The 6,031-nt window shown below is 74.2% G+C and carries 5 protein-coding genes; all 5 read right to left on the minus strand.

Features of this window, described 5'->3' with window-relative positions; all coding sequences use genetic code 11:
* Positions 1–945 (minus strand): Hsp70 family protein (locus tag CCN51_RS32270; RefSeq protein WP_158104716.1); only part of this gene is annotated, 945 nt, incomplete at its 3' end.
* A gap of 4 nt (positions 946–949) precedes the next feature.
* Entirely contained in the window at positions 950–2,989 is a 2,040-nt protein-coding gene (locus tag CCN51_RS32275) for an AAA family ATPase (RefSeq protein ID WP_086860398.1), read from the minus strand.
* A complete protein-coding gene (locus CCN51_RS32280) occupies positions 2,974–4,407 on the minus strand; it encodes a hypothetical protein (protein WP_014173132.1) in 1,434 nt (477 codons plus the stop codon). Before CCN51_RS32280 ends, CCN51_RS32275 begins: the two co-directional genes overlap by 16 nt.
* Positions 4,404–5,048, minus strand: coding sequence for a 4Fe-4S single cluster domain-containing protein (locus CCN51_RS32285; protein WP_014173133.1), 645 nt, complete (start codon positions 5,046–5,048; stop codon positions 4,404–4,406). Before CCN51_RS32285 ends, CCN51_RS32280 begins: the two co-directional genes overlap by 4 nt.
* Positions 5,045–6,031, minus strand: a 987-nt coding sequence (locus tag CCN51_RS32290) for a protein kinase domain-containing protein (protein ID WP_086860400.1), incomplete at its 5' end; no start/stop codon positions are given. The genes CCN51_RS32290 and CCN51_RS32285, both read right to left, overlap by 4 nt.

Consider the following 6,031-nt stretch of genomic DNA (forward strand, 5'->3'; position numbering starts at 1 on the left):
GGTCGCGGTGGGTGGTTCGCTGTGGGGCGGTGGGGGTCGTTCGGGCCCACGCGGCGGAGCCGTCACAGCCCCGCGCCCGTTGGGTCCGGTTGCGGTGAGTGGTTCGCTGTCGGGCGGTGGGGGTTGCTCGCGCCCACGCGGCGGAGCCGTCATGGCCCCGCGCCCCTTCAGAGCGTTGTCGGGTGGGGCGTTCTGTGGTTCGGGATCCACCGCCGGAGTGGGCCAGGGTTGCGGTTCCGGGTCCTCCAAAGGAGGGGGAAAGTGGGCCCTCGCCGGTGCCGGACCGGTGGCTATGCGCAGGAGGCCGAAGTCTTCCAGGAGCAGGAGGCCGTGTACGACGGCCAGCTCTGGGGCCCGGCAGCGCATCGTCAGACCCTGGACGTCGGCGAGGTTTTCGATGTCCGTGCGGTGGGCGGGCGTTGTGTACAGGTCGCCGGAGAGGAGTACGGCGTCCGGGGCTGCCTCGGTCAGTTCCTGGGCTATCGCCGTGAGGGCGTGGTCGTCGGCCAGTTGTTCGGTGCGCGTGGTGACGATGCGTACCGTCAGATCCGGGGTGATGGCGAGGACCGTCAGGTCCACTGTGGTCGCGGCCTGGTCGACCACCAGCACCGTGCGGTGTACGCCCTCGTCGATCGCGCCGTAGTGCAGGGCCACCGCGACCGGTTCCGGGACGATTCTGTTGACGCGGAGGCCGGCGTCCTTGGCGGCGCGGCGGAGGTCGGCCTCGGCCTCGCGGCCGGCGGAGGCCGGCAGGCCGAGCACCGCCTCCTCACCCGTGGCTACCGCCTCCTCACCCGTGACTTCGGCAAGGAGCGTGGTCAGTGCGGTGGCGGGGTCGGCGACTCCGTCCGTTCCGGCCAGGTCCGTCGCCGTCACGGTCGGGCGGCCTTCCGGGCCGAGCCGGCCGAAGCGGGCGATGCGGTGGCCGATGGCGATGCCGAGCATGTGTTCAGCCGTTCCCTTCCTCGGTCCTGACCCACGGTGTGCCGTCGTCTTCGATGCCGAGCCGGATCCGGCTGCCCGGGGTCGGGCGGTGGGCCAGGAAGTGGCTGACCACGGCCGCCCGCAGCCGCTCCAGTTCGTTGCGGATCTGGCGGCCGCCGTACGCCTGGTGCTCCGGGTCGCTCATCCGCTCGGTGATCCAGGGGTGCAGGGTGTCCGTGTCGGCGACCAGCTCGGCCTGGTGGCGTTCGCGGACGGACTCGGTGAGCTGGCCGAGCAGCCGGTCGGCGATCTTCACGATGTGCGCGCGGCGCAGCATGTCGAAGACGACCACGCCCGGCTTGAGCCGACCGTAGATCTCCGGCCGGCCCATGGCCCGGAACTTTTCCTCCACAGCCCGGGTGAAGTGTGCCTCCAGGACGGAGTACGGCACTTCTTCGTCGCCTTCGGACAGCAGATCCTGGACCGCCTCCGCGCCCGTGTTGGAGGTGAAGATGATCAGGCACTGGGAGAAGTACGCGGTCTGGCCGCGGCCGTCGGTGAGGCGGCCGTCCTCGAGGATCTGGAGGAACTTGTCCAGTACCCGGGGGTGCGCCTTCTCGATCTCGTCGAAGAGCAGCACGCTGAACGGCCGTTCCTGGACTCGGCGGGTCAGCTCGCCGCCCTGCTCGTGGCCGATGAAGCCGGGCGGTGCGCCCGCGAGCCGCTCGGCCGCGTGTTCCTGCTGGTACTCGCTCATGTCGAAGCGGGCGTACGCGCTCTGGTCACCGAACATCAACTCGGCCACGGCCTTGGCGAGTTCGGTCTTGCCGACGCCGGTCGGGCCGACGAAGAAGAACGCGCCCCTGGGGCGGGCGGTGCCGGAACCGCCGAAGTCGATGCCCACGAAGGCCGCCTGGAGCGCGGCGGCCACCGCATCGACGGCTTTGGACTGGCCGACCACGCGGGCGCCCAGTACGTCGGCCGCGCGGGCGACGGTCTCCCGGTCCAGCTGGGTCCACGGGTCGACGCTCACGTTGAGCCGGTGCAGTTCCAGGAGCTTGTCCGGTTTCTGCAGGGGTGCGTCGCGCAGCCACGAGGTCCGGGCGAGCGCGTCGATGTCCCAGCCGGACATGCCGTCGGTCGCGCCGACCAGGGCCTCGATGTCGTGGCGGGTGGCATCCGGGGCGCCGTTGAAGTCGCCGCGCAGCCAGGTCAGCCACAGGCGGCGCTCGCTCGGGTCCGGTGGGCCGATGTGCAGGGTGGCGATCCGGGGGTCCTCCAGATGGAACCAGCCGGGCAGCCGGCCGACATCGCCCACCGCGCACAGGACGGCGTTGCGGGCGTGCGGGCGGCGGCCCGCCGGGGTCGGGCGGGGCGTCACGGCGTCCGTCATCGCGGCGCGCAGCCGGAGGTAGCCGGGGTTCGATTCCATCTGGCCGGGCGGGAGGTGGTGGTCGACGTCCTGGAAGACGAAGGCTGTGGCCGCGTCGGGCGAGGCGGCGAGTCGGTGCACGGTGGCGACCACGTCGTCGAAGGCGCGCGGCGGGCCGGCCGGGCGAGGGGAGAGCAGGCTCGACCGGTCCCGCTCGCGTTCGCTGCCGCCCCGGCCGCGCGGAGTGGTCCTTGGCCGGTCGTTCGCGGGGGTGTCCCGGGGTGTGCCCCGGCCGTTGTCCGCGGGGGTGTCCCTGGGTGCGCCCCGGCCGTTGTCCGCGGGGGTGTCCCGGCCATCGCTTCTGGTGGCCGCGCGAGGCCGGTCCGCGTCCAGCTGGGCGAAGCGCTCCGCGTGGCCCGGCAGCGGGAAGGTGAGCCCGGCCACCGGGTCCCACCAGCCCACCACATCGGCGCCGCGCGCCTCCAGCACCCCGGCGACCAGCTCCCGGAAGGTGACGGGCCGGTCCTCGAACCACCAGCGGTCCCGGATCTGCCCGTTGAGGATCACTTGGCGGCCGCGGCGCAGCTCCCAGCCGAGCGACACCGCCCACAGGGGCATCATGCCGTCGGCGGTGACGGGCCCCGTACCGTCCTCGTCCTTGGTGAAGTCGACCGTGTTCACGGGGTCGTCCACCGCCCGGAGGTGCCGCCGGGCAGCTGGTTGCCGCCCGTGCCCGGCGGCGGTTTGCCGTCCCAGGTCAGCTCGCCCGGTACGAAGCCGTCGTCGCCGCCCAGCGCCTCGTGCACCCGCTCCAGCAGCGCCTCGGTGGTGTCGCACACCGCCTCGTCCTGTGGGGCGTACAGCGTCACGTCCGGCTCGCCCTCCACGTGGTAGACGAGGACGGGCGTGCCGTCGTCCTCGGAGGCGACCGTGGTCTCGTACGTCGCCCCGGTCGGCCGCGTGAAGTGCAGCCGGAAGGAGCCCCCCTGGTCCTCACCACCTTCGAAGGCGAACCCCTCGCCGGTCATGGCATCCCGCAGCGCCTCCACCAGGTCCCGGCGCCGCTGGTAGGCCAGCTCCAGCTCGTCCAGCCGGTCCTCGGCGTCGGGGAGCCGGCCTTCCAGATCGGCGACCGCCCGCCGGGCCTCGCTCGCCGACCGCGCGGTCAGCGCCTCGGTGACGGCGCGCAGGGCGTCCCCGATCTCGTCGGCGAGGCCGGGGTCGCCGAGTTCGGCGGCGGTGTCCAGCACGCCCTCGGCCGCCGGACGTACGACGTCGAACCGCTCGGCGGCCTCCGCGAGGGCCAGCTCCAGGGCCGCCTCCGCCGCCTCGGCGCGCTCGCGCTCCGCCGCCTCCGCCGCCTCGCGCTCCTGTTCCGCGCGGGCCTGCCGTACGGTGGCTTCCCGCGCCTCCGAGACCGTCGCCGCATGCCGGGCGAGGGCGTGTTCGACCGTGCCGAGCAGGGCTTCGAAACGGACCTGCCGCCCCGGGCCGGCAGCCGCACGCAGCTGGTCGAGCAGGTCGGTGCAGCGCCGATGGCCGTCCGCGTCGAGGGCGGCGCCGTCCGGGCCGGTGGCGGAGAACCGGCGCTCCAGGCCGGCCAGGACGGCGGCGCTGTCATCCGTACGGTCCCCGGCCGCGGTCGGGCGCAGGTTCACGACCCGGCCGCGCAGTTCCTCCACCGCGTCCCCGAGCTGTTCCCCACGGGCGGCCCGCCCACGCAACTCGGCCAACTGCCGCTCCAGGGAACCGGTCTCGGCCCGAGCCCCGGACCGCTGGGCCTCGGCGATCAGCTCCCACACCTCGTCGAGACCGCGCTCGTCGGCCCGGGACTCTTCCGCCCGCGCCTGGGCCAGCCGGGCGCCGCGCTCGGCTGTCCGGCGAGCCGCCACCTCGGCTTCCTTACGGGCGGCTTCGGCCCGGCGCCGCTCCGTCTCGGCGCGGGCGCGCTCCCGGCGGGCGGCCGCCTCCTGGGCCAGCCGGGCCCGCTCGGCCGCCCGCCTGCGTTCCCTGGCCCGGCGCTGCTCGGCCCGGCGCCGGCGCTCTGCCGCTTCCCGCTGGGCGTACACGGCGCCGACGCGCACGCTGCTGTACTTGGGTGATCCGCTCATCGTTCCCTCCGTGCCTCGGTGTGCAGCACGAACCCCCGCGCCGCGAGCTGCTTCTCAAGCCCTTCCCGGAATCCGGGGGTCGGCGGAACCCCGGCCCAGGAGAGCGATCCGTCGGCGTCCACCGACAGTTCGATCCCCGCGGTCGTGTCCGGCTCGGCCAGGGCCCGTGTGTAGCGGTCGGTGAGCGGGATCAGCCGCTGGTTCTCCGAGCCGCGCCAGCGCAGGCTGCCGTGGAGCGGCGCCCGGTACGGCCCGTCGACCAGCAGGTCCAGCCGTTCCAGCAGGGCGAGCCGGTCCGGGTCGCCGCGCCGCAGTGCCTCGTGGCGGAAGCCGGAGTACGCCATGGCGCCGAAGTCCGGACGCCGCTCCCGTACCGCGTCGAGCAGTTCGGCCAGCGCCCCGGCCTGGCTGAACGGCTCACCGCCGGAGAACGTGACGCCCTCGATGCCGTCCAACCGGCACAGCCAGTCGGCGAGTTCGGCAACCGAGCGGCTGGTGCCGCCCTCGAAGGGCAGGGTCTCCGCGGCCACACAGCCCTGGCAGCGCAGCGGGCAGCCCTGTACCCAGATGACCGCTCGGGTGGCGGGGCCGAGGACCGTGCAGCGGTCCAGCGTCCGGGCGACGGAGAGGTGGGTCGTCATGCTTCCTCCTGCGGCCGGCCAGGGTGGCCGTCGGCGCCCCCGCCGGGGTAGCTGTCGGCGCCACGCTCGGCCTGGTCGCACCACGGGCACCACGGCCGTTCGACGGTGTGGAGGTGGCGGGCGTTCACGGCGCACGCCTTCAGCCGGCCCGGTGCCAGCTCGGCCGCGAGCGCCTGGGCCCACTCGGCCGCCGTCGGGCGTCGGCGCGCGGGTCCGAACGCCGTCCGGAACAGCTCCGCGAGCCGTCTCGGCAGCAGGTCGGCGGGCGGCACGGAGCGGGGCAGCAGTACCGACGTACGGTCGACGATCCGGCAGCGGCCGTGCGCCACGTTGTCGTCGTACGACAGATAGTCGCCGCCGTCCGCCGGGTGCCCGGCGAAAGGGTGCAGACCGGCCATGAGGAGCTGGTGGACCAGGACGGCCAGGGCGAACTCGTCGGACGCGGTGTCCGGTGGCGTACCGGCCGGGGCGCCGATCCGCTCGGGGGCGGTGTAGCCGGGAGTGCGCATCCGGCCCGGGAAGACCTCACGGCCGTCCGTGAACTGCCAGGAGTCGACGTCCGCCATACCGACCCGGCCGGTCTCGTCGACCCAGAGGTTGTCGGGCTTGAGGTCGCCCACCACATAGCCCTCGGTGTGCAGTTCGCCCAGCAGCCGGGCGAGGGCGCGGGCGGCGTGGAGGGCGGTGGCCCAGGTCGCCCGGGGCAGGAAGGCAGTGCGGGTGGAGACGGTGAGGAGGCGGCTGAACGGCTGGTAGGCGTGGCGCATGTCGGTCATCACGTAACCGTCGACTCGGTCCGAGCCGGTGCCGCCGCCCGTGCGTACCGGGACCAGTGGCCAGGCCAGCCGGACGGGTGTGCCGGAGAGCAGGCCGACGGTGCGGGGTTCGCGGCGCTGGCGCACCAGGCGGGCCACGCGGCGCCGGTAGGCCTCGGGGTCGGGCGGGTCGGGGACGAGTTTCGCGACGAGGGGGCGGCCGTCGTC

The organism is Streptomyces milbemycinicus, assembly GCF_002154605.1.
Taxonomy (GTDB): Bacteria; Actinomycetota; Actinomycetes; order Streptomycetales; family Streptomycetaceae; genus Streptomyces; species Streptomyces milbemycinicus.